Genomic DNA, 22,507 nt, shown 5'->3' with positions numbered 1-22,507 from the left:
GACATCGTCTGTCCGACCAAGTCCAACTTTCTACATCTTATGCCTCGGGCGATGCCCCCCACTCCTCTCCATCATCAAGGATCGGATGGGTATCACTCACCACAACCAGCGGCTTGCCACGATGGGCCAGCGCAAATCGCGATATCGCGCCGGCTTGCCCTTCCGGCATAGCTTGGCGGTTCGGACCTAGTGCCCCTACCCACACATACTGCCCGGATTCAAGGCAGGCAAGGTAATAAGCCACACTCATGTTGTCCTCTCCTTTCATTTTTGCTTCGCCTACGCAAGAACTTTTCGAATCGCCCGCGCGAACCCGACCTCAAACACTGTCCGGCCCCGCGCGTTGACGATTTCGCCGTGACTGCCTTCCCGCAGTCCTCGTTCCTCGAGGTAGCGTGCCGACACGGCCTTCTGCAAGGCTTCGCGCTCGGAAGGCGTGAGCTGCGCAGCCATGGCAAGCACGGTTACCGGCTGCGCTCCAGGCGCGGCTGTGATAGCCGCGCCCAGCGGGCGCCGGTCCACGGTCACTAGGGTGTTGGCCTTCAACACGTTGAGTTGCGCCTTGAGCTTGTCGCGCTCCGAAATGATCGCCTGCATGATGGAGCGGATGGCCGGATCCTCGATGCGCATCAGGTAGTCGTGGCTGGCCAGCATCTTTGGCGGCTTGGGGGCAGGCGGACCGGCGTAGGCCGCCCACGCCTCGATGAGCGTGCGGTAGTGGGCGGACGGGGCGTTGTAGAGGGCGCGGCCCTTCATGATGCCTTCGGCTTCGGCTAGGCGGCCGATGGCGGACAGCGAGAAATCACGCGAGCCCGCTTCATGCTGCCTGCGGCAAAGCTCGTGCATCTTTGCCAGGCTTGCGCGCCGGTTCGAGCGCCCGCCCTTGGCGAGCAGCGACTCTAGGATCGCGTCCAGGTGGATCTCCGTTTTGCCGTTCATGCTTTATCTCCCGTGACGACCCAGTGCCCGGTGGGGAACGCTCGGACGAGGTTCGCGGTCGGCAGCGGCAAGGCGAGGTCCATGTCGAAGTGCTCGCTGAGGCTTGCGCCTGCGTCCATCAGGCGAATAACCTGGCGCTGGCCGAGCGCGGGATTCTCCGGGTTCATCTGCTGGGCAAGGCGGCGCATGAAGGCGTTGCCGGCGAGCAGTTGCTCCTGTTCGCTCAGCAGCATGAACACGGGCGGCAGGTCGTCGCGGTAGAGCACCGCGTCGAGCAACTGGCTGCGGCGGAACACCGCTTTGCCCGGTTCGAGGTCGGGATAGACCTCGACGTTTTCGCACACGCCGGCGAGTTGGAGCAGTTCCGACTCCGTTTCAAGCCGATCTGCGCGTCGCTCACCGTGCCGGCAGCCACCAAATACGTGCCGGCGCCTTGCGGGGCTTCGAGCGCCGCCTTGCAGCGTTCGATGAGGCGCCAGCAGGCCACCAGGTCTTCGGCGAGGTCGCTGAAGCGCTTCATGGCGCTTTCCCACACCCGCTGGGCCTGCCGGTAGGTGTCCAGGCGGGCGAACGGCTGGCCCGCGTCTTCCGCATCGGCTTTCTGCTTCTTCAGGTTCTGCAGTTCGTTCTCGTGAGTGAGGCAGGCGTTTCGCGCCTCGTCGAAGTGATAGGCGAGCGTGTTGAAGTGAGCTGCCAGCGCGGGCAGGTGGTGCGGCTCGGTCACGAACCAGCGGCAGCGCACGCAGTTGCGGCTGCCGCTGGGAACCGGCCCATATTTGGGTGAGGAGGGGGATCCGAGGTTCGGCCCACCGTTGTAGCAGCCGCCCACGGCCCCGTTGTCTTCGACCTCGCTAGTGTTGCCGCCGACCAGGCACAGGCCGTGATGCATCGGCATCCAGCCCGCCGGGTTGCGCGCGGCCGGATGCTGCGGGATGGCGGCGGCGAGGCTGGGCACGCTGTTGCAGATGGCCTTTTGCAGCAGGTCGCCGTGCTCGGTGTCGAGCAGGAAGTTCTGGATGCTCGCTTCCTTGTTCATCTCCAGCCGCTCCGCCGCGCCGAGCAGCACGTCGCGGATGTGGGTCGCACCGGGCTTCGTGTAGTAGAGGGTCATGAGCAGACGGCTGTGGCCGACCAGCTTTTGCAGCACGGGAAACGGCACCTGGCCTTCAAGCGCCAGCGCAGTGACGAGGGAAACGCGCAGGCTGTGGAGGGGAAAAAGGGTTGTCGCATAGCCTACCCGCTCTTCGACCGGAGGCAAAAACCTAATTGGAGTGCCATTGCGATGCGATTCGCCTCGGTCGACGAGTCGCTCTTCCAGCGCTTCCAGCAACGAGAACCAGCAGCCGTTCAACCCCGAATCCACGATGGGCCGATGACGCTCGCCTTCTCGTGCCTCCGGCATCCTGAAAAGGAAGCACGCGTCGCAATAGCCCGCCAGTTGCACGTCGCTCTTCGCGCCGAGGTGGCGGCCATCCAATTCCGTCCACGCTGTGCGCCGCGCGACCTGGTTGTACTTTTCCTGCCAGTTGCGTAGCTTCTCCAGCCAGTAGAAGACATCCTGATGCACCGGCCCCCCAGAGGCCCACGGCAGCACGTAGCCTTTCTCGGGACCGGATCTAGCGATGTCGGCGGTCTTATTGGTATTTATGTAGAGCACGGTTGAGATGGCCTCGCCATCGGCGAGCGGGTCACTGCGGCGAAACACTCCTTGTTGCAGCGGCCGGCGTTCGCTGCCCTGTGCGAGCTGGCTTGAATTCAACGTCCAGTTCCCGGCCGCGTAACGCCAGGTGTCGGCCTCGCCCGAGTCCAGCATGCGGACTTGGAAGGTGCGCAGCGGCAGGATGAGCTTCACGAGCAGGGCCACCCAACGGACCGGGCTCCACATCTCTAGCACTTGCCCGCCCCGATATCCCGACCGTAGCTTGCGCACGCGCCACACGCAGTCCGGGTCGTTCTGGTCAATCTGGGATTCGGTCACTTCGAACCAATCGGGAGCGACGCGCCCGGGCTGACCGATTTCTGCCCCCAACGCGTTCTGCGCCCACTGCCAGTCACTGAAGTGAGAGCCCGCCGCGAGCATCTGCCGCAGTTCATCGATGTAGCCGTAGGGCAGCGGCGCATGTACGCTCTCGTCGCGCTTCGGCAGGCCGTTGGTGGACCTCCAGGGCACGGGGTTGCGGAAGCCTGGCAAGATCACCTGTTGGCCGTCGTCGTCGGCCTCGCTGAACTCGCGCCGCAGCACGAATTGCAGGAAGGCGTGGATAGCGTTGTTGTACCTGATACCCCCGTCTGAATCCGGGCAAGCCGTCTGGTAGAAGTCAGGCAGGACCGTGGTGCGTGCTAGGAATACCGCTGGGTCGAGCGGTAGACCTTGCGGAACGAGGTAGCGCTCAAAAAAGGTCACCAATGCCTGGAGCCTGGCAGCAACACCTTGCGTTTCACCCTTCAGCCACTCTACCGCCATGACACGCCAGGTGGCGAGCTGCGGGTAATCCCGCTCGACCCAGCCGAGGGTCGTATCCGTGACCCGCCGCACACCCTTCTCGTTTTTGGGGGAAGTGACAAGAGTTTTCGCAATCGTCCGTCTCTTGGCCATGGGGAGTGCCTCAGTGGTTGAGTTCAATGCCAGGTAGCAGCAATCGCGACCCAAGTTGTGGCCCTTCGTACCTGCCTCGCAGTCGCTGTGCGGCTGCTTCGAGCTCGGCTAGAGTCTCGCGGGTGTTCGCCTGTGTGTAGACCTCCTGACTCTGCAGCGAGGCGTGATGCATGAAACGGCGGATGAACGGCTTGTCGACGCTGGCATTCTGAAGTCGCCGGCCGTAGGCATGACGGTGACCGTGCGGCGTCGTGCCCAGCGCCTTGCTGACCGTGAGCCCGATGCGCTCGCACGCGGCGGCATGGGCCTTGTTGTACTGGGTGAGCGTGTACATGGCACCGAGCGGTTCGCGGTTCAGGTTGATGAAGGCGAAGGGGTGGCCACGGTCGACGCGTGCGACCTGTTCGAGGTAGCGGTGCCAGAGGTGCAGGAACCATTCGCCATACTCCGGCAGGAACCAGTACGCCCGCTTGTAGTAGGCGGCATCGTGGGTGCCGCCCTTCCATCCGGCGTGACGGCGGTCCATCAGGTCGGTGCGCGGTACCAGGCCGAACTGGTGGGCGAGGTATTCCGCGCGGTTGCCTTGACGGGGTCGTCCTCGCTCGTCGCGCCAGTCGGCGGGGGCGGCACCGTGGCTCGGGTGGTGGATGAATACCTGGGCCTGGTGCGGGTTGGCGGGGTCCGGGAACACGTCGGGGATGTAGAGGTGGAAAGGCTCCGATTCGCGGAAGCCCGCGCCGTGCAGCAGCAAGGTAATGAGCATGCCGCGGTAGTCGTAGCGCCCGGCCGCGTAGAATCCCTTGGTCAGCAGTTCCTCGAAACGCGCCTCCGGGAAGGCCGGTGGTTCACCCTGTTCGACCTTGGGCAGGCGTCGACCTCGTACACGGTGTCCGGTTTCGGCGGGGGATGCGTTTGCGGCCCAGGTGTGTCCGAGAAAGGCATTGCTGCGTCGGTACTGGTAAGCGGCCTCGTCGGTCTGTCGGTCGAAGGCGCCACCCGCATAGCGGGGATTCACCTGGGCAGCCACGGGCCGCATCTCACCAAGCCAGTCGAAGAAGTCGGAGAGATGCGTGATGATGTGGGAGGCATCCTGCGGCGAGCGTGGCGCCCAGCACAAGCCGCTGGGGTCGAGCCCAGTCTGCCGGTCGAAGGTCCCGGTGTAGAGCCGCTGGGCGAAGTTCTGGAACAGGCGATAGGTATCGCGCTCGGCCGGATTGCTGTGCAGGTATTCGAGGAACATCCGCACCGAGCGGGCGACCTTCGACATCCACGTCAGGCTCCGGTCGTGGCTGCGATGGAGGCAGTAGTCGAGCAACGGCTCCAGCACGCCGGCTGGCGTCATCAGTGCTGGGAGCTCCGTGCAGACACCCGTGGCGTCGGTGTAGACGCGGGCCTTGATGGTCACGAACATGCTGCGACCTACACACCCAGGCTGCGCAGCAGCGCAGTGGCGCCCTTGAAGTCGAGGTTGTGCAGATGCATCGCCAAATCCACCGCACCACCTCCGCCGCGGGCAAGCCGGATGTCATAGAACTTGGGACCTTGAAGGAGCAACTCAAAGTCGCGTCCATTAATGCTGACGTGGTAGCGCTTCGTATCGTGGGCACTGACCGGCTCGTAAGTACTATCGACTTTCGCATAGCCGCCCAGCTTCTCCAGTACCTGAAGTGCATCTAGCGCCCGCCAGTGCTCCAGAGCCAAGTTATCCACAGCGCGACGCCTCATTTGTCCCTCCCCCTGACCCCCACCAGCTACTCGGCTTTCAAAGAAAGCCGGCTACTCGAAACAATCAATGCTGCAGTCTAACGCGTTCACATTTTGCATAATATGCATAGCTATGGAATAGCTTCTTGGAAGTTAAGTCAAAAAAATACCCCTTTTGACAGGGGTGTTGGGGGTAGAAGCCGCCTATTAAGACATAACTGTGTATGAACAGTTGGGGGGAATATTTGGCCGGTGAATGGGTTCTTACCGAAGCGCTTCTTGGTGGCGGGTACCTGAACCGCCGTCACCTTCAGCAGGCCCGGCAGCGTGAATTCGCCGGCGCCCTTCTTATGCAGCGCGCTCACGATCGTGTTTTCCAGCTGGGCCAGCACAGTCTTCACGGTCTTGGCTTCGAGCTGGGTTTGCGTGACCAGGTGAGCAAGCAGGCTGGACTTGTTAAAAGTATCCTTCAGCGGCTTGGCCACCGGTGCCGCGGCGGCGGTCTTCGGTGCAGCCTTCGCAGCCGGCTTCACAGCAGCCTTCTTGGCCGGGGCCTTAGCGGCCGGCTTTGCAGCGGCCTTGGCAGTCGTATTAGCTTTGGTTGCCATATCGGTTCGTAGTCTCGGTGGTTGATGTGCCGGCGGGTCCCGATGGGCTGCCCCGCAACACTGCACGCGATATTGCCACGACGAAGCCTAGTTTCAAGGGCTTTTCGCGTTTTTCTGTGCGTTGCTCGGGTATGCTCAACGCAATCGCAACACTCAAGTGAGCTCGATATACGGAGAATCCCCTATGAAAGCTAGCAGTCGGACCCGCAACACGCAGCAAGCCCTCTTCGGCAGCACGTTCGCCGAATGGAGAAAGGATGCTGATCGCGCGTTCGATCACTGGCTGGCCAGGTGCGGCGTGAGTGAGAGTAGCGCGAAGATCTACGGCTTCATGTGGCGCAAGTGGCTGCGCTGGACCGCCGAACGCAAGCTCACCATCACCGCTTGGGAGGCGCACCATATTGGCGAATTCCTCGACGACTCCGACCTGCACAAGCACCACCGGTACCGCTACGCTCGGCTCATTGAGCGCGTGTTCCAGCACCTGGCCACGTTGCGGCCGGGGATGCATAACCCGGCAAGTGTCGCTGTGCAGCAGAAACTGGCCGACGGCGAGAACGCGCCAACCACGTTCCTGACGGAGAGCGAGCGCAAGGCCATCGAAGACTACCTGGCGCAGGTGCCTCCGCTGCCGCGGGCGATCACCGTCAACGGCGACCAATGGCGCGGATATCGCGACTTGGCTCTGCTCGCCCTCTTCTACGGTGCTGGCGTTAAGGTCTCCCAGGCCAAAGTGCTCAGGCGGAAGGCCGTTGAAGCTTCTGCAAGGACCATAGCTGTCCCGCAGAAGATGGGGCAACGGGTCTATCAAACCCGGGTGGAGCTGCTCGAGGTGGCGCGCCCGGCGATGCGGACTTGGCTTCAGCTGCTTACCTGTACCGGCCTACCTGGCGAGTGGCTTTTCCAGACCGCCGGTGATGGGAGGGCGATGCACGCCGCATCGATGTTCAGGCGCGTGACGGCACAGCTGGAGGCATTGGGGATTGCGGACGGTCGGACAAGCCGCCTGTCCCCACAGACGCTTCGCAATACTTACGCCGCGATTCGGTTCGAGCGCGGGGATACGCCCGAGGAGGTTGGCAGCGCGTTGGGATTCGTGGACGAGGCCTCGCCCTTCCGGCTGCACCGCTGCTACGTCGAATGGAAGGATGGCCAGGCATCCCTCGTGGACCGGAGCGAGGCGCGCGAACTTGACTAGCCGCTCGCCCGCGCCAGTTCGCTGGCGAGCGGCTCAGATCACGGTGACGGTGGCACTGCGACACCTGGCCGCTAGCGCCAGCGCCGAGCGAGTGGAGTCACCCGCCACCAAACCCCATCCAGGCTGGTTGCGACGGCCAGCTCCGTCCGGCAGGCGCCACGCTTCACCATCTGACTGCCGTCACGGGTGAAGCGAAGGCCGATTAGGGCCTCAGTGGTGTAACGCTTCGTCAGCGTTGCGTAGATTTTGGGCGATGGCATAGAGGATGCAACAATCGTTGCGCCGTCACAGCGTTCAGAGAGTGAGAGTGCCATCGGGAAAGGACTCGGCACCCCGCAGCCGATTCACCTACCCTACGCATGGTCGAGCTTCTTTTGTGGGTATACAGCATTGTTTTCGTTGGCCCCAGAAGCTAATCCTGCGCATGGCACCCTCGCATGAAGGCTCTCTCAAGAGAGCTCTCATGCCAGCTGCCGTGCCCCTGGTATGCATGCTTAGCTTTCGGGTTTGACTGGTCTCTCGGCGGTTAGTTGCATCTATTGGAATCCCGACGACTACGGAACCAGCCTCACCTGCCCACGCCTTTCAAGCTCGGCGCGGAAGGCTTCCTCCGTGGGCGGTGCTGATGCCCCGGGCCTCTTCTCCCCTTCGAGCTGGGCAAGCCGCCCTTGCAGGTCAGCTTTCTCCCCCAATACCGCCAGGAGTTGCAGCTTGAGCGCAGCAACCTCTTCAGTGGCCGCCTCCGCAGCACGAGTTGCCTCCCCTCCCCGCTTGATCCCAAGCGCCTCGACGCTCGCCGCGTACTCGCTCTGCAACTGGGCCAGCCGCAGTCGTGTCCCTCCAAAGAGAGCCCGGGCGTTGAGCTTCCCCCGCTCGTCGAGCGGCACCAGGATTGAAAGGATGACGGGAGCCGGCCCGCCGGCGTCCAGGGTGGCCAAGGCCAGCCGATCGCCATACTTGTGCCGCAGCCAACTAATACTCGCTTCGGTCCACGCCTGCAGGCGGTCGCCGCTCCACTCGCCGCCCGATGCAGGCTGGCCCGCCGGTTGCGGCGCACGCGCCACCGACATCAGCACTTGGACGGCAAGCACGGCGTTTGTGCGGACCGTTTGTGTTCCGATTAGGGAACGGACAGCAGCGAGCAAACCGGGGCCGCCAGCGCCGAGAAGCAACTGCGCGCCGTCGCATTTGCCGGCGGCGGTCACCGCGTCCCACGTCTTTAGCTTCGTGATGCGCAGAACGGTATAGGCAGGTGCCAACGGCGTGGCCACGGCGACGGGTTTCAATCCCATCGCGGTCGGGGCAGCTTCATCGGGCGGATGGCCGCTGTATCAGGGAAGAAGCGAATTCTGGCGAGCTGCTCAATTTCCTGGATTGGTACCTCACGCGGCCGCTTGTAGTCCTGGTTCTCGAGGAGGTATGCACCGCCGGCGTTGTTCGCCGGGTCGTAGACAATCTTGTAAAGGTGGGACGGAACAGCGACACGACGGTTGAGCCACCGGATGGCCTTGCCCTCTTCCGGAATGAAGAGGGGGCCGGTGATCACGAAGACCTGGCGGTGTCGGGCAAGGGATCGCACGGCCTTCTCGATCGCTGCCCAAGCATTCCGGTTGCCGTCAGCACTCTGCGGCACAATATTGGTCAGCGCGAACGTCTCATAGTCCGAATGCGGATTGCTGGCGTCGGCCGACGGCGTCAGATGGCCACGGTCCAGGCCGCTTCCTCGGTAGTCATCCAGCGTGGAGCGCCAGCCAAACGGGATCCGCTTGTCCTCATAAAAGACGTCATACCGCGGGAAGTTGCGCGGTAGCGAGAACCGGCCAGGGCTCAGGTTCTCGGCGGACCACAGCGGGGTTCGGGTCAGGTTGGAATAGACGACGCCGTACTGGGACGAGCAGAGCTCGACCGTGCCCTTGGCCAGCTTATCGTGCCAAACCTCGGGCGCAAAGCCGGCGGCATAACTCTCAGGGCAGTTCGTCGGAGCACTCCAGGCCGCAAACGGAGCCATGAGCATGGCCGCTACAATGAGGCCGGCCTTCATGCTGTCGTTGATCATCCTGTGCATTGTCTATTTGTTTTGTATTCGCATTATACTGCGAATTATCTTTTAGGCGGCTAATGCGTTGCTTTCAGGGACCGGTCTGGTGCGCAGCGCTACCTCTCGCATTGGTTCATCAGGCGAAACCGGGAAACGAGAAGCCCAGCCGCCGAGGATATAGGCGGGTGTGTACCAGACAGAGGAGTGTTCCAAGGTCAGGCTGTTGCCGCAGATCAGCACTGCGGGGATGTGTAGGAGCGTCAGCTGCACGTAGGCCATATGCACGGCGGTGAGGCTCAGATCCACACCCACAGCGACCATATGACGCTGGTAGTTCAGACCCGCTTCGGCCATGACCGCAGCGGCCTGGATTAGCATCGCCCCGCCACCCATTGCCGGCTCGTGGACGGAAATGAAGCCGTCGCGCGCAATATGCGCCTCCATGGACTCCTGGTCCATTGTCATCGCCGCCACCAGCTTGCTGACCTCGCCTGGCGTGAAGAATTGACCCATGGCGTTGTTCCCAAGCTCGAGAGCCATGTAGATCTCGCCCAGGATGTCGGCGAAGTGGATTGGCACGCCACCCGGTCCCACATTCGCCTCGAACGCCAACGGAAGACGGACAAAGGCACCGACCAGCGCGTCGAACTCCTCCTTTGTGTACCGCTTCACAATCCGCAAGTACTCGGCTTCACGTTCGTCGCGGCCGCGCCTATCGATCTGCGCGAATGTAATGGCGCCGAGCGCGACAAAGTCGCTCCAGACCTCAGAGATTCGGCGCCGGTAGGACGCCTCGCGGAGCAGTTGGACAATTTCGAGTTGTGCCGAGCCGGCACTGCCCCGCTTTACCGCGCGTAGCTGGCGCTGCTTCATGCTGCCCTCCAGGTGGTACGGGTCGGCGCATCTACGCCTCGCATGAACGCAGCCCAGTCGGTGAATGTGCGCACCGGCGCCCCAGGGATCCCGATCTCATGAATGAACAGAGCGCCCTGCGTGGCCTCCTCGACCTCCCAGGAATCCAGCCAAGGCTCGCGTAGCTGCTGTGGCAGGCTGCACGCCCCGCACGGCCCCGCGGACGTGCACGCATAGTAGGCAGTGGGTACCCCGTAGTGACCCATGCCACGAAGCGTGTCCAGGGCGGCCTGGCGGTACTTCGGGCGCAGCAGGCACCGGTCAATGGGGGGCCGGCGGGCGAGCGATCAAGGGACGGGCTCACGCGATAGCATGGCCCGATTGCTGTCGATGGCGGATTCGCTGTCACACCCGTCATGTGGGTCTCCTTGCAGTTCAGGTCTTGTTGAACCCAAACTACAGATCGAGGAGGGGACCGCGCAAATCGGGATGCGAGTTACCGGTAGGCCTCGACGCATTACACCTGCGCGCGGGCGGCCTGCAGCATGTCGGTCGCGACCACCGGGCTTACCATGTTTCCAAGCATCCGCATGGCGTCACGCTTGGTTGTCGGGAGTTGGTAGTCCTGTCGTAGCCCCATGATTGCCTTCGCCTCCGGGATCTGCAGCATGCGCATCCGCTCCCCGTCGATGACGGCCCAGCGATCCACGGTCGTGAGTGTCCCGATGGGACGATCGAGGCTGCGGCCTGTCTCCCCGCTGCCGCTGCCGTAGTAAGGCGCCACGAAGCGCCGGCCATATCGGGCCCGGCCGGCGGCGATCCGCCGCAGTGTCGCCGGGCTGCGCCGCGGCGTCTGGATTGGCGTCCACGGGTGCTCATCCCACTGAATGACCGAGCCGACGCCCACGTGATCGCGCCTCGGCAGCTTCAGCTGAATTGGGCTCCTTGAGCGGGTGCAGACGAGGAAGAGCCGTACGCGATGTTGCGGTACGCCGTGGTCCGCGGAATCAACGACGTGGGGAGAAACGCTATAGCCAAGCCGGCGCATAGCATCCTCCCAAGCGGGATATAGCGTCCAGTCCAGAAACTCTAAGACGTTCTCGGCAACGACGAGCTCTTCCCGGTGATACTCAGCGCAGCTAACCACCGCCCACGCAGTGCTGCGCTGGCTGTCGTGATGCGGGCGATCCCTGCCGCGGGCCCGCGAGTGCCCTTGGCAGCAAGGCGATGCTAGCAAGACGTCGTGGCGAGGAACCTCGGTCCAGTTCGCCTGGTGCAGGTCCTGGCAGACGTGGATGGAATTCGGGTGATTCCGCGCGTGGAACTGGACGGCCTGGGGATTATGGTTGCCGCACCAGATCACATTGATGTCCGCGTTGCGTGCGCCTTCGGTGAAGCCGCCGGCACCTGCGAAGAGATCAACGGCCGTGAGTTGTCCTGCCGTGCTCGGCATCGTTGCTGCGATCATGGGAGATTCTCGGGAAGCTGGGTTTGGGGCTACTCCGCCCCTCACCCGGGATAAAGGTCGCCTTGCGGCTCGTGCGTCTTGATCGGCTGGGTCAATGAAGCGTAGCGCCGGCGCGGCCGCCAACAGCCGCGAAGTAGTGGTTGGTTGAGCCGATATCGACCTCCACGCTCAACATCGTGGTTTCCCCTTCCGCAGACAGATCGCCGAACCGCTGCAATGCCTGCGTCAGAACGGCACTTGCCTGGAAGCTCAGGACCTGGACTTCCCGCTCGGTGAAGTCTCCTGCCAGCGCCATGGCGTTGAGCGCCGCCTCCGATTTGGCGTGCGCGAGCAGCGCGTCCACCGGGCTATTTGCGCGCGTCACGCCCTGCATAGCCTTTATCCAGATCATCGACAGCGCGCGCCCGTTCTCGCTCCAGATCCTCTTGCCTTTCAGCATGCTCTCGATGAGCTGGGTTACCTGTTCGTTGAAAGAGGGGTTCTCTTGGCTGGTGGTCATATGCGAATATGTTGGTTGCACTTAAGCTCACGTTTGATCGGTCAGGGTTTGGGATCGTCCTGCAGCTTGCGCAGTGCGGTCCGCAGCATTTGCTCGGTCTGGGAGACTGCCTCGCCGGAGTTCACCAAGGTGCCGGGGTACCGCAGCACGGTCCAGCCCATCTCGGCTGCCAGGTTGTACTTGCGAGCGTCCTCAATGAAACCGCGCGCCTGGGTGTGCCGGCCGCCGTTCCAGATCCCGCCCTCGAGCTCCACCGCGATCAGGAGGTTTGGCCAGGCGAAGTCGAATCGGTACAGGCGCGGCAGCGCGAAGCGGTACTCAGTGCACCACCGAAACGCTGGGTGCGGCTCCCGACCAAACGTCGCCCGAAGCTGTTGTTCGAATGCAGCCTCCAGGTAGCTTCCCTCGCCTCCCACGCTGTGGCCGCGCTCGGCTGAGGCCTTCACCCGGCCCTCACGGTCTCCAGCCCGCTTCTCGATATCTCGCTCGACGCGATCAGCCGTCTGAGGGGAAAGCCGCCTCAGCTCTTTAAGTGTCAGTCGCATGCTCTTGCTGTTTTGCTATCGCTATCCGCTGCAGGCGCGGCGCGTATTTCGATTTGGACAGGCTACAGAGCACCATGGGGTACGACGCAAGCATTTCGGTATGATTCACGCCAACGGCCCTGCAGGGCGCCACAGGGAGAGGACCGATGGACCTTTTAGGGTTGCTTGAGCGATCCGACGAGCTGCACGAGGCCTTGGCCACGGCAATTGATGGGGCAGAGGCATACGATTTCAGGTGGACAGTGGCGCAGCTGGCGTGCACAGTGGCATGGCAGCACGCTTCTGGCCTGCGCCTGGCCATCGGCCAGCAGCTGCTCGCGCCAGCCGTTGGGCTGCTACGGCTCCAGTACGAGGCCTTTGCACGCGCTGCATGGGTGGGCTACGCGGCTTCCGATGAAGAGCTTAGAAGCATTACGCCTCCCTTCACCCCTGAGTCGGAAAAGGCTGCCAAGGACCTCCCCACCTTGACCAAAATGGTGGAGCAGCTCGGCAAGTGCCAGGCGCCTGGCGCCCGGCCGGCGTATCAGATGCTCTCCGCGTTCAAGGGGCCAAACTGGGGCCCCTTGAATTCCTACGTCCATACCGGGATCCACCCCTTGGTGGCCGCCGCTGGTGACTTCCCTGAGAGGTTCGCTACCCAGATCTTGCGGTTTTCAAACGCCTTGGCAATAGGGAATATGATGATCGCCGCAGTCTCGACCGGTGATCAGAAGCGGACGACTTCCATTGAAGGCCTTCAGCACAGCTTCCTGGACTGCTGTCCGGATGTCATCAGGCCTGAGGAATAGCGGCGCGGGAGAGAAGTGCGGGCGGCGGTGGCCCGCTATCCGGCTAACGCAGGGATAGTGGCGATCACGGTGTTCACCATGGTACCGGACGCCTTGAACGCGCCTTCGCGGAGGGGCTCGATCTGGCCACGGCGGGCATTGATCAGGTCGCGGAAAGACTCCGCGAGCCGATTCGAGCGGAAGCGCACCCCCGCTGCCATCACGGCTGCCAAGCGGCCGCCCGGGGCCAGAAAGTTACTGTTGGAAGAGTTGCAGGGCGTGAAGGTCAGCGAGAAGGAATTGGCTCGGCACCTTCCTGCGGCAGCCATGGAGGCCTTAAGGATCGTCCAAGGCAGGCAACCCGAGTTCCTCGCTTCGGATGCGCGGGACCAGTACATCGAGGCTCGCTTAAGTCCGAGAAGGCAAGGGATGACGCCAAGCGGGCCTTCGGGTAACTATCATTGGCAGGGTCCGAGATTGGGTGACGTGAGGCATTGAGAGGGTAGTCTGATCAAGGGCCACCAACTCAGACCCACTCGGCGCTCAGCTTCTCGGCCTGCTGAAGCACCGTCTGTACCGCCTCTTCTTGCTGATCGGGCGGGTACTTGTACTTCCGCAGGATCCGCTTCACCATCAGCCGCAGCTTCGCCCGCACGTTTTCCCGCACCGCCCAGTCGACGCTGACGTTCGCTCGCAAGTTCTCGGTCAGCTCGTGGGCAATCCTCTTCAGCGTCTCGTCGCCGAGCAATCGGACAGATGCTTCATTGTTTGCCAGCGCATCGTAGAAACGAAGTTCGTCCTCACTCAGGCCAAGCTGTTCACCTCGATTCGCCGCCTCCCGGAACTTCTTGGCCATCTCGATCAGCTCTTCGATGACCTGGGCCGTCTCGATGGATCGGTTCTGATACCGGGTGATGACGTTGGACAGGAGTTCCGAGAACTTCTTTTCCTGAACGACATTGCCACCGAAGCGGCTCTTGATTTCACCTTCGAGCAGACGTTCCAACAGTTCTACCGCCAGGTTTCGCTCGGGCAGGTTCTGGACCTCCGCGAGGAAGTCATCGTCGAGGATGCCGATGTTCGGCTTGTCGAGCCCAACCGACTCGAAGATGTCGACCACATCCTCGGACACAACTGCTGAGCCGATGATCTGCCGGATCGCCAGCTCTCTCTCTTCGTCAGTGCGCTTCTTTTGTACGATGTCCCGCTTCGTCAGCAGCACCTTGACTGCCTGGAAGAAGGCAACCTCCTCCCGGACGGCCTTCGCTTCATCCAGCGTGCAGCACAGGGTGAACGCCTTGCTCATCGCCAGTGCCACGTCGGCGAAGCGCTTCTTTCCATCCTCCAAGCCGAGCACGAAGTTCGCAGCACCGGCCAACAGCTTGTGTCCGCCGGTCAGGAAGTTGCAGTAGTCGAAGCCGTGCAGCATTGAGCGCAGCACGTCGAGCTTCTCTTCCAGCACGGCATAGGCCTCGTGCGCATCTACAGTTGGCCGACCACGCCCACTGCTGGCGGTGTACTCCTTCAGCGCCTGCTTCAGGTCGCTGGCGATGCCGATGTAGTCCACCACCAGCCCGCCCTGCTTGTCCTTGAAGACCCGGTTGACGCGAGCGATAACCCCACGAACGCCCACCATGATGGCGGTCCTGCTTACCGTCAGGCCCGCTATGCCTATGGCTATACAGGCGCCGACCACAACGGCCCCATAAGCGCGGTCTGGCTTGACGCCCATTTCCTGCGCTTCCTTGAGCAAGCTGTGCAATGCCCCCCCAACTTATGGTCATGCGACCGCCCGCTAGGGCGCTGACTCATGGCAAAGCGCAAGATGGTACTGACCTAGGGCATGTCTAAGAAGTGGCCGAAAGTCGCCCATGACATGCACGCTGTCGATGTAGTTCTCTAGTCAACCATCTGGCGTATGGCTTGCACGACGGCGACTTCCTAGTCTGTAAGAGTATGTTCGACGTCTATGTGCTGACCGAGGTGGCCGCCGCCCTGGCGGAGTATGGGACCTTGGAACGCGGCGGAATTGGCGGACCACGGGAAAAACCTTCAGCGGGTTCAGTCGATTGCATGCGGGGATATTTCGGACCTGGAGCTATCAGGGGGCTACAAATCATGACCGACCATAAGAAAAACCTAGTGATTAATGACGAGGGGCCGCCCTGGTTTGTATTCGATATAGAGGCCCAGGCCAACATAGCGGGGCTTTTCCCTACACGCTATCAGGCGGAGGACGAACGCCTCCGCCTGATAGCGGAGCGGCGCCGCGCGGACAAGGACAAGGACAATGGCCCCGGCATGCCATGGCAATGGCGCCTCGCGCTGGCCCGTCTGCTCCTGGCCCTAATCCTAGGCGCCGCCGCATTCCTCTATGCGGTGTATCGCACCGTGATTGGGGACGAGTGGGTCGGCATCGGCGTCATGCTTTGTACCTTGTGGGTCGCCCGCGCCTTGGCTGGCCCCTTGATTTACATAGATCGTAAGTAGCTGCCCGTCCATGGTCCTAACGTTGGAAGGGCCCAGCTCCGATAGGGTAAACCAAACTCTCGACTGGCAAACAGCACACCTAGATTCGTTGAGTGTTCTGGCAGTGGTGAGTGTCCGCATGGCGGGCGCATCGAGGGGAGGCCCAACAGGTGGCCCCAATTGCGGCAAGGCATGCATCTTCTGCTATTAAATAGGTCATCCCGACTAGCCCACGAATTTCATGTGTACGCACGTAGATCGCAGAGGTGGATCAGTCTGGAATCAAATTTCAGAACTCAGGATCGACGATGAACCCACCCTTTCGTCCGGCCACGGCGACCGGTCTCTTACGAAGTGCCAGGACTGCCGTGCGCCAACTGATCTCACTGGCTAGCAGAAGGGTCAAGACATTCCACCAATAGCGGACAAGCGTCTTCTGACCCTCAAGTGGTTGAGCAAGGGATATAGGTGGGCCCCACACCGGCCGGCGCGTCCTGCCAGTTGGTGAAGGTGCCGTCCTCATACTGGAATTGCTCTTGCACCACCGGTCCGTTGTTCCACACGCCAGTGGGCGAATTGCCGTAGCGGTCCTGACAAGTCACCCTACGGATAATCCTGGGAAGGCTGGTGGCCGCGTCGATGTAGACCACCGAAGCCCCACTCGGTATACCCGCGGGGAGCGATACCGGCGCAACCGCTCCGCTCGACGTGATGATGAGCTGCTGGCCCTGCGCGACACCGACCGTTCCGCGAGCGCTCATCGCCGTCTGCAGCTCAGCGCGCACGCCGGGTATCAGGCGGGAGTTCACCCCGCTCGGGGTGTAGAAGAGGAAGATCTCGCCGTTACGTAGGTAGCCCTGTACGTCCGATCGGCGGCTAAACCAGGAGGACTGAGCGGCCGCGTCCGGCATGAACTGCTGTACGGGCCCGGTGAAGGCCCTGAAGTTGGCGTAGTTCATCAGGTTCCCGCCGGTTTGGGCGAGCGCATAGTTCACGATGACCGCGCGATAGTTCTGCATGTTGGTGACCACGCTGCCCACATCGAGCTCCGCGGCCTGGGTGTCCTGATCCTCAGCGTTAGAAGAGGCGAAATAGCCGAACCAAATGAACATCGCAAGTGCGATGGCAAGCCCGACGGGCATGGTTTCAGTCCTTGAAAGTGGTTTGATTGCGCCGCTGCAGCTCGGCAGCCGTCTGATAAATGGCCAGCATCGTCCCGGGCATGCCCCTGCCGTGCTGGGCACCCGCCTGAAGCTGGTCGAGCGCGGCGCGTAGTTCCCGCGCATTGCTGTGGGGATCCCCTGGCTTAGCCCCGCTCACTTTGGCGTTGAACTCCAGGATCCTGGCTGCACCGCGCCAGTTTCCGTTGGCGGCGAAGTATGTCAGCGCGACGAGGTCGGCCAGTCGCTCTGACGCTCGCACGTCCCGGAAAGTGGCGCCTGCCCGGCCCGCCGCGCGCCGAGTCTGGTGCCATTCCATACAGTGGCCAAACTCATGGGCGGCCAAGTAGTGGAGTGCCTCCACGTACTCGAATGCGCCGGAACGCACGTAACCGTCCAGCAGGTCACTACGGCTGGAGTCATAGAAGATCACGCACGTCGGCAGCTCGCTGCTCTCACTGAATCCGCCAACTGCACGTGCGACCTTCATGTTGTCATAGGCCTGCATAGCAAGAAGTTCATCGGCGCTATGACTGGTGGTCGCCTGCAGGAAGCCTCGCACTGCTGCATCCCCGGTGTCGAAGGTCAGAACCTGCAGCGGTGTGTCGGCCTCCCGGCTGTAGCTGGCGAGCATCTGCCCAAGCACGTGACCGAGATCGCTCAAGAAGGTCTGCGACGGCGACGGCGCGGCCTGCCCCGCGATCGGGGCGATCGCGGCGCCGACGGCAAGCCATGGGAGGAGCGCGCGCTTCGCACGCGAGATGAAGGAAGCCACGCTAGTTGCTCGGTGACTGGTTCTGGAACTGCTGCAGTGCCTGCAGGAAGGACGCCGGCGGCGCGTATCCAGCCTGGACCGCCTGGTCATACCAGTATTTGGCCTGCTGTAAATTGTTGTTTCGCGTATAGAGCAGCCCCAGGTTGCACATTGCCTGGGCGCTGCCCGCATTCGCCGCCTTGGTGTACCACTGGGCAGCGGTGTCCAGGTTCGGGCCCAACCCGCCGCCAACGTCATACAGCGTGCCGAGATTCAGCATCGCATCGACGATCCCCTTCGCCGCCGCCTTCTCATACCAGTAGCCTGCCTCAGCCGGGTCGAGGTTCACCCCCACCCCGCGCTGGTACATGAGGGCGAGGTTGAACTGGGCCTCCGGGTGACCATTGATGGCGAGCCGCAGGTATTGGCGATATGCCGTGTTGTAGTCGCCCTGCTTCACGGCGGTGTTCGCCGCCGTGAAGATGCTGCCCGCTGACTCGTTGACGTTCTGGGCCGCCGCGCCACCGTACGCGAGGCCGAGGACCATGCAAGCGAGCATTGACGCCAGCGGCCTGACTCGCCCCCCAACCACAGCAAATGCCGAGTCAACCACCCTCACGCTCCCTGTATTGCGGGTTGGTAGCGCCCTCGCCGTAGCCGTTCTGTCGAAGCTCCTTTGTCGCCCTGTCGAGCGCACGCTTGTCGTATTCATGCGTTGCTCGTTGGCTGTTCTGATAAAGCCGGCCCGCGGAGTCCACCATACGGGAAACCTGGTCCACGCGCCGCGTGCCTGACGCTGAACCGACCGACTGCCCTTGCTGGTACATCGAGACGCCATCGCGAGCCAGGCCGCTCAAATCCCTGCCGGTGGAATTCATGTCCCGATTGCCAGTGGCGCCGGCCACTGACTGGGCGAGGCCGATAGCCGAGCGGGCAATGTCCACGAAGTCCGAACCGACCTTGCGGGCCTGCACGTTTCGCGGCGTGGTAGCACTGAGTTGTGCCCTGAGGAGTTGGTGGACTGAGCGCGCGTATGCCCATCCGTAGCTCAGCGCGTCCGCGGCGTCGAAAGCGGCCTGCGGGCCTTGCATGCGCATCTGGATTACAGAGGCCTTCCAGTTGTCCGGGGACTTCATATACGCGGCAAGTCCCATAAGCGGCGAGGAATCATTCTTCCACGCATCAGCAACAATCTCTCGGACCGCACTGTCGATCTGTTTGAGCGAGCGCACCGGGGAATTGACGGCATTGACCGATTGGGCAAACCCAGCAAGCACCTCCGTCGGTGAGAGGCCCTCGAGCGCAGAGTCGGAGCGAATAAGTACCGAGTACGGCTCGGGGTTCACCCGGGCAAGTTTCGCTGCCTCGCGCATCATTTCCATGGTGCCTGGCATGCGCTCCTGCAACCTCTCGCTTCGGAGTTCGATTGGGTTCGCTCCCGAAACGCCCGGCTTCTCCCCATGTGCGGAACCGTAGGTCAGCGCGTACATTCCTGCGGCCGCCAACATCGCGCCTGAGATGGCCAGCACTGGTACCGCTCGCTTCAGCCAGCCAACGAAGCGATCCTTCTTTGGGCCGCTCGGTCCGTGCACCGTAATGCTGCTCGGTCGAGCCAATCCGCCCAGGCCGAGTTTCGCGCCTTTGGTACTGGAGAATCGAGCGATGAACTCCTGCGCTCTGGGGCTAAGCTTCGCAAGATTTGGCGGGACATCTGTTCCCGTCGGATCAACTTGATCTGCTTTGGTCATAGTTTGCTCCGATCTGTGCGGAATCTGATCAGGCGACAGACGAAGCCGCCGGCACCCCCTGGAGCACGAAGTCCCCGATGAGCTCGTTCGTGGCGGTATCGCCCAGCATCACCAGCAGGCCCTCTGCACTGGCGACTGCTTCGATCACATCCTTCGAAACCGGGGCGGCGGGCGTGCCCAAGCGCTCAACGGTGCCGTCCGCGCACTTCCAGGTGATTGTGTCCGTGGAGATTCCAACGACCGTCGGCTCACCGCGCCCGTCGCGGGCGGGGATCATGACGGCGACCTGGTCATCGCGTCGCAGTTCGGCATACACCAGGGTCGTAATGTGTTCACTAGTCGTTTGCATGGTCTTTCCTTCTGGAGTTGGGTTTGTGCTGCTGGCGAGCTTCTCAGGCGCGCGGCCGCGGTGAAAAACTGAATCGGGGGGCGGTGTTGGACTGAGCCGGCTGCGGCGCCGTCACCGGTTCGGGTTTCGGAGCCGATACCGATGCCTGCGGCGCTGGGTGGCCAGCGTCTGGGCGAGGCCATGGCCACGGTTGCCCGCCCTCCCGGTAGGCCCGCACCACGTACGGATCGACGTCGGCTTGCTCGAAGTACCAGCCCCAGTAGTCGCGCGGAACGTCGGCGATCGGGCGGCCCTTATGCTTGCCGAACGGCATGAACTCGGGAATCCGGGCAATTTCACTGATCTCCCACAGATCGGCGAATGACCACTCGCCGTCAGGCCGGAGCGCGCCGCGCCATTGCAACTCGTGGACGATCAGATTGAGCAGCCGAAGGTTGATGCCAACGTCGACGGCAGCATCGTGCGCGTGCATGGCGAGTGCCGGTGCGACCTCTGGCATCAGAAAATAGAGCAGCGCTGACTGTGTATGGCTGTCGCACTCGGGCCAGAGTCGTTGGGCCAAGACCAAGGTATCGATGCCCCTGATCTCGCCGTACCCCTCCGACGGCGCCGCCGCGTGGATGACACCGATGTCGTAATCGATCTTGTGGCCGATCAGGTGCGTGATGCCGGCCGGCAGGCGGAACGTCGACGCCGGCGGGCAGTGCTCAACCGCGTGGTTCGTGATGTGGTGCGTGGCCATGGCCCCAAACTCGATCGGCTTGCCGGGATTGAAGCGCTGAACCATGGTGTCGCGGGCACACGCATCGCCAACGAGTTCGCCGGCGAGCTGCTTGATTTTGCCCGGAGACGGAATCGGGATCCATGCGGCCTCAACGAGGCCTGGGTCCCTCTTCCCGGTTGTTTCGGTGTCAAAAACCAGTGCGTTCATGGTCGATTTGGGCTCGGAATCACCCGCTGCGGGCGGGGTCGGGAGGTTTGCGGGGTCTCGATCGCGTATGACTTCTGGATCTGGCCGTTGGTCTGGCTGCCGATCACGGCGTTGTTGACCCAGATGCGGCGACCGTCTTCCAGGCGCCGGATATGACCGCGGCGCATGTGCATGCGGGGGCTGGCCCTGCCGCTGCCACCGGTGCCGCCGCCGGCGCCTGTGCTGGAGCGTCCAGGCACGTCGATTGTCAGTACCTTCGTCTCAAACATCGGGAGCTTCCCGTCTGCCGCGCGGCGTTTGGCCAGCGGGCTTCCCGGTTCGATCCCCTTGGTAAGGGTGGACGCCTGAATATTGCTGCAAGAGCACGCTTCGATGAACTCGAGCACCGCGCCGGCTTCGAGCGAGATATCCCGCTGCAGATCGGCGATCACCTGGTCTTCCTGGCCGGGCCGCCCATCCATTGCAATTCGGAACATGTCGAGCATCGCTGGGACCATGCCACCCACAAGCATTGGCCGACGGCCAGCCACGAAGGGGGCAGCGGAATCGGTCGGCCGTTGGTGCCTTTCGCGGCGCAACTCCTCGGAGTACGAAGCGGAGTCGGGGTAGCGCTCTGGCAGCAGCCAGAACCCCGGCTCCGGCGCCCAGATCGGCTCCAGATTTGGACCTGGCTGGACATAAGCGGAGCCCCAGACAAGGATTCCACGCTCACCGGCGCCGAGCTGAGGATTCTCCCGGGCCCAGTTGAGCAGCGAGCTGGCAATCATGTCGTGGTGTACCGGTGTCAGCCAATCCGGCAAGCTATCCTGGGTCACCTCGCACGCGTAGATCAGCCGTTTTGGGGCATGAAGCCGGTCGCCAATCTGCTCGGGGTTGAAGGGGACGAAGTATTCGATCGTGATTTCCGGAAACGGCAGTCGGAGCGGCCCGTCCTCCAAACCCCGAAATCCGGTTTCGAGGATGGCAGCGTTGTCAGGGACCGCGAAGTGCACCGCCTCGCCCAGGCGGTGCACGAGGTGTTTCAGGACGAACGCGTCGTGCCGCAACCCCCTCTTCTCAACCAACTGCACGTAATTGCGCAGCGACCGTTGGGCTTGGGCGGCATAGTTGCGCGCCGTGACAGGCGAATCGCCAACCATCGGCGCGGAGGTCAGATTGGTCAGGTTCTCAGGCACAGCGTAGGCGCTCCCTGTAGGGTTCTGGCTCGTTATCGAAATACAGCTCGTGGGGAACGAACGGTGCCATCTCCGGATGGAGAACGTACGAATCACTGTATTGGGCAAACATGTAGAGGAAGCCGGCAAACGAGGCCTGGTAGCTCCAAGGAACGATAGCCTCCGGAATCGGCTCGATCCCGTCGAGGGCATGCCACGGATCCTCCGTGAGGGGAACCGGGTTTGCTGCCGGCGGCAGCAGATCTTGACGCTCGGCAGCGGCCACGCGCTGGTCGACGGCCTTGATGTGGTCATGGATACGCCGCTCGGGGTCTGGAGAGAGCCCAAAGCGTGCCCGGATGGCCTGCTCGATCCGTGCCTCCACGGCCTTGTAATCTGGAAGCAACGCCTTCAGCGGGGACGGAAGGTCCCGGATGTATGCCTCAGACGCGTCGTGTAGCAGCCCGTCTAGGGCCAGCTCGGGGTCGATGTGCCGCGCAACGATCACGCTGTGCTGCGCGACCGAATAGTGGAAGTCCAGTTGGTTCGCGTATCGACATTCCCTCGCCAAACCCAAGGCGATGTCACGGATGTCGAATTGTTCCGGTTCGGGGCGGGCGAGATTCACCCTCAGTCCGCTTCGGGTAGGAATCCAGCTATTTATATTTACGTGTGTCATTATGCGACGCAATTTAATAGGCAACGATTACCCGCCAAAGCTGACGGAC

The 22,507-nt window shown here is 62.5% G+C and carries 25 protein-coding genes and 1 pseudogene; 3 read left to right on the top strand and 23 right to left on the bottom strand.

Features of this window, described 5'->3' with window-relative positions:
• Positions 1 to 37 precede the first annotated feature (37 nt).
• The 7 genes from ACW4E8_RS15665 to ACW4E8_RS15635 all read right to left on the bottom strand — a co-directional run bounded on the left by ACW4E8_RS15665 (position 38) and on the right by ACW4E8_RS15635 (position 5,847).
• Complete coding sequence (locus tag ACW4E8_RS15665; protein WP_456805333.1) at positions 38 to 268, bottom strand: hypothetical protein; 231 nt, start codon at positions 266 to 268, stop codon at positions 38 to 40.
• Between the two features lie 11 nt (positions 269 to 279).
• The gene (gmtX, locus tag ACW4E8_RS15660; protein WP_456805332.1) at positions 280 to 939 is read right to left on the bottom strand and encodes a gamma-mobile-trio protein GmtX; all 660 of its coding nucleotides are present in this window, start codon (positions 937 to 939) and stop codon (positions 280 to 282) included.
• Complete coding sequence (locus tag ACW4E8_RS15655) at positions 936 to 1,217, bottom strand: hypothetical protein (protein WP_456805331.1); 282 nt, start codon at positions 1,215 to 1,217, stop codon at positions 936 to 938. Before ACW4E8_RS15655 ends, gmtX begins: the two co-directional genes overlap by 4 nt.
• Positions 1,163 to 3,535, bottom strand: coding sequence for a gamma-mobile-trio integrase GmtZ (gene gmtZ / locus ACW4E8_RS15650; protein WP_456805330.1), 2,373 nt, complete (start codon positions 3,533 to 3,535; stop codon positions 1,163 to 1,165). Before gmtZ ends, ACW4E8_RS15655 begins: the two co-directional genes overlap by 55 nt.
• A gap of 10 nt (positions 3,536 to 3,545) precedes the next feature.
• A complete protein-coding gene (gene gmtY, locus ACW4E8_RS15645; RefSeq protein ID WP_456805329.1) occupies positions 3,546 to 4,946 on the bottom strand; it encodes a gamma-mobile-trio recombinase GmtY in 1,401 nt (466 codons plus the stop codon).
• A gap of 8 nt (positions 4,947 to 4,954) precedes the next feature.
• Positions 4,955 to 5,245 (bottom strand): hypothetical protein, encoded by a 291-nt coding sequence (locus ACW4E8_RS15640; protein WP_456805328.1) that lies wholly within the window; start codon positions 5,243 to 5,245, stop codon positions 4,955 to 4,957.
• Positions 5,246 to 5,397: 152 nt separating this feature from the next.
• Positions 5,398 to 5,847 carry an HU family DNA-binding protein gene (locus tag ACW4E8_RS15635; RefSeq protein ID WP_456805327.1) on the bottom strand — a complete coding sequence of 150 codons (450 nt, stop codon included), beginning with the start codon at positions 5,845 to 5,847 and terminating at the stop codon, positions 5,398 to 5,400.
• Between the two features lie 184 nt (positions 5,848 to 6,031).
• On the opposite strand from ACW4E8_RS15635, the gene ACW4E8_RS15630 reads away from it, so the two are divergent.
• Positions 6,032 to 7,045, top strand: coding sequence for a tyrosine-type recombinase/integrase (locus ACW4E8_RS15630; RefSeq protein WP_456805326.1), 1,014 nt, complete (start codon positions 6,032 to 6,034; stop codon positions 7,043 to 7,045).
• A 554-nt stretch (positions 7,046 to 7,599) separates the two neighbouring features.
• On the opposite strand, the gene ACW4E8_RS15625 is transcribed toward ACW4E8_RS15630, so the two are convergent.
• From ACW4E8_RS15625 to ACW4E8_RS15600, 6 genes are all read right to left on the bottom strand, one after another.
• Positions 7,600 to 8,331 (bottom strand): hypothetical protein, encoded by a 732-nt coding sequence (locus ACW4E8_RS15625; protein ID WP_456805325.1) that lies wholly within the window; start codon positions 8,329 to 8,331, stop codon positions 7,600 to 7,602.
• A complete protein-coding gene (locus ACW4E8_RS15620; RefSeq protein ID WP_456805324.1) occupies positions 8,328 to 9,101 on the bottom strand; it encodes a DNA/RNA non-specific endonuclease in 774 nt (257 codons plus the stop codon). The genes ACW4E8_RS15625 and ACW4E8_RS15620 overlap by 4 nt, the downstream gene beginning before the upstream one ends.
• Positions 9,102 to 9,152: 51 nt before the next feature.
• The gene (locus ACW4E8_RS15615) at positions 9,153 to 9,956 is read right to left on the bottom strand and encodes an N-6 DNA methylase (protein ID WP_456805323.1); all 804 of its coding nucleotides are present in this window, start codon (positions 9,954 to 9,956) and stop codon (positions 9,153 to 9,155) included.
• Positions 9,957 to 10,452: 496 nt separating this feature from the next.
• The gene (locus ACW4E8_RS15610) at positions 10,453 to 11,403 is read right to left on the bottom strand and encodes a DNA cytosine methyltransferase (protein ID WP_456805322.1); all 951 of its coding nucleotides are present in this window, start codon (positions 11,401 to 11,403) and stop codon (positions 10,453 to 10,455) included.
• Between the two features lie 91 nt (positions 11,404 to 11,494).
• Positions 11,495 to 11,902 (bottom strand): hypothetical protein, encoded by a 408-nt coding sequence (locus ACW4E8_RS15605; protein ID WP_456805321.1) that lies wholly within the window; start codon positions 11,900 to 11,902, stop codon positions 11,495 to 11,497.
• A 41-nt stretch (positions 11,903 to 11,943) separates the two neighbouring features.
• Complete coding sequence (locus ACW4E8_RS15600) at positions 11,944 to 12,447, bottom strand: endonuclease domain-containing protein (protein ID WP_456805320.1); 504 nt, start codon at positions 12,445 to 12,447, stop codon at positions 11,944 to 11,946.
• Between the two features lie 146 nt (positions 12,448 to 12,593).
• Here ACW4E8_RS15600 and ACW4E8_RS15595 point away from each other — a divergent pair, with 146 nt between their 5' ends.
• Positions 12,594 to 13,235, top strand: coding sequence for a DUF6988 family protein (locus tag ACW4E8_RS15595; protein WP_456805319.1), 642 nt, complete (start codon positions 12,594 to 12,596; stop codon positions 13,233 to 13,235).
• Positions 13,236 to 13,270: 35 nt separating this feature from the next.
• On the opposite strand, the gene ACW4E8_RS15590 is transcribed toward ACW4E8_RS15595, so the two are convergent.
• Both ACW4E8_RS15590 and ACW4E8_RS15585 read right to left on the bottom strand, forming a co-directional pair.
• Positions 13,271 to 13,612 (bottom strand): hypothetical protein, encoded by a 342-nt coding sequence (locus tag ACW4E8_RS15590; protein WP_456805318.1) that lies wholly within the window; start codon positions 13,610 to 13,612, stop codon positions 13,271 to 13,273.
• A gap of 128 nt (positions 13,613 to 13,740) precedes the next feature.
• Positions 13,741 to 14,829: pseudogene (locus ACW4E8_RS15585) on the bottom strand (DUF3387 domain-containing protein); the annotation flags it as partial.
• A gap of 341 nt (positions 14,830 to 15,170) precedes the next feature.
• Between ACW4E8_RS15585 and ACW4E8_RS15580 the strand changes: the two are divergent.
• Complete coding sequence (locus ACW4E8_RS15580) at positions 15,171 to 15,704, top strand: hypothetical protein (RefSeq protein WP_456805317.1); 534 nt, start codon at positions 15,171 to 15,173, stop codon at positions 15,702 to 15,704.
• Between the two features lie 422 nt (positions 15,705 to 16,126).
• On the opposite strand, the gene ACW4E8_RS15575 is transcribed toward ACW4E8_RS15580, so the two are convergent.
• From ACW4E8_RS15575 to ACW4E8_RS15540, 8 genes are read right to left on the bottom strand one after another with little or no spacing between them, the layout of a single operon-like run.
• Positions 16,127 to 16,825, bottom strand: a complete 699-nt coding sequence (locus ACW4E8_RS15575; RefSeq protein ID WP_456805316.1) for a hypothetical protein — start codon at positions 16,823 to 16,825, stop codon at positions 16,127 to 16,129.
• Positions 16,826 to 16,829: 4 nt separating this feature from the next.
• Entirely contained in the window at positions 16,830 to 17,618 is a 789-nt protein-coding gene (locus ACW4E8_RS15570; RefSeq protein WP_456805315.1) for a hypothetical protein, read from the bottom strand.
• A 1-nt stretch (position 17,619) separates the two neighbouring features.
• Entirely contained in the window at positions 17,620 to 18,144 is a 525-nt protein-coding gene (locus ACW4E8_RS15565) for a tetratricopeptide repeat protein (protein WP_456805314.1), read from the bottom strand.
• Positions 18,145 to 18,202: 58 nt separating this feature from the next.
• On the bottom strand, positions 18,203 to 19,345 hold the full coding sequence (locus tag ACW4E8_RS15560; RefSeq protein WP_456805313.1) for a hypothetical protein: 1,143 nt from the start codon (positions 19,343 to 19,345) through the stop codon (positions 18,203 to 18,205).
• 28 nt (positions 19,346 to 19,373) lie between these two features.
• Positions 19,374 to 19,694, bottom strand: a complete 321-nt coding sequence (locus ACW4E8_RS15555; protein WP_456805312.1) for a hypothetical protein — start codon at positions 19,692 to 19,694, stop codon at positions 19,374 to 19,376.
• Positions 19,695 to 19,737: 43 nt separating this feature from the next.
• Positions 19,738 to 20,625, bottom strand: a complete 888-nt coding sequence (locus ACW4E8_RS15550; RefSeq protein ID WP_456805311.1) for a putative quorum-sensing-regulated virulence factor — start codon at positions 20,623 to 20,625, stop codon at positions 19,738 to 19,740.
• Positions 20,622 to 21,800, bottom strand: a complete 1,179-nt coding sequence (locus ACW4E8_RS15545; RefSeq protein WP_456805310.1) for a hypothetical protein — start codon at positions 21,798 to 21,800, stop codon at positions 20,622 to 20,624. The genes ACW4E8_RS15550 and ACW4E8_RS15545 overlap by 4 nt, the downstream gene beginning before the upstream one ends.
• Positions 21,793 to 22,407, bottom strand: a complete 615-nt coding sequence (locus ACW4E8_RS15540; RefSeq protein ID WP_456805309.1) for a metal-dependent phosphohydrolase — start codon at positions 22,405 to 22,407, stop codon at positions 21,793 to 21,795. Before ACW4E8_RS15540 ends, ACW4E8_RS15545 begins: the two co-directional genes overlap by 8 nt.
• Positions 22,408 to 22,507: the final 100 nt, after the last annotated feature.

Source organism: Cupriavidus sp. CP313 (assembly GCF_054072015.1).
The sequence above is the reverse complement of the archived record's forward strand: the minus strand, read 5'-3'. Positions and strand labels throughout refer to the sequence as shown.